Annotated in this window: 1 protein-coding gene; it reads right to left on the reverse strand. The window is 70.6% G+C overall.

Annotation, left to right across the window (positions count from 1 at the left end; genetic code table 11):
• Positions 1 to 228 (reverse strand): SDR family oxidoreductase (locus KVT32_RS31990; RefSeq protein WP_217619625.1); only part of this gene is annotated, 228 nt, incomplete at both ends.

A 228-nucleotide genomic window follows, 5' to 3' on the forward strand; every position in this document is an offset into this window, starting at 1 on the left:
CGTTCGCCGGGTCCTGGAGCTGGGCCGGGTCGAGTTCGGGAAAGCGTTCGAGCAGGAAGGGCGTGCGCATGCCGCCGGCGACGACGGCGGGGACGCGGATGTTCTGCGGACGCAGTTCGGCATGCAGGGCGTGCGAGAGCCCAAGCAATCCCCATTTGCTGGCGTGGTAGGCCGCCGCGTTGGGCCAGGCGCGCTTGGCGGCGGTGGAGGCGACGTTGACGATGTGGC

The sequence above is a fragment of the Achromobacter sp. GbtcB20 genome (assembly GCF_019091095.1).
In the GTDB taxonomy this organism is placed as follows: domain Bacteria; phylum Pseudomonadota; class Gammaproteobacteria; order Burkholderiales; family Burkholderiaceae_B; genus Achromobacter; species Achromobacter mucicolens.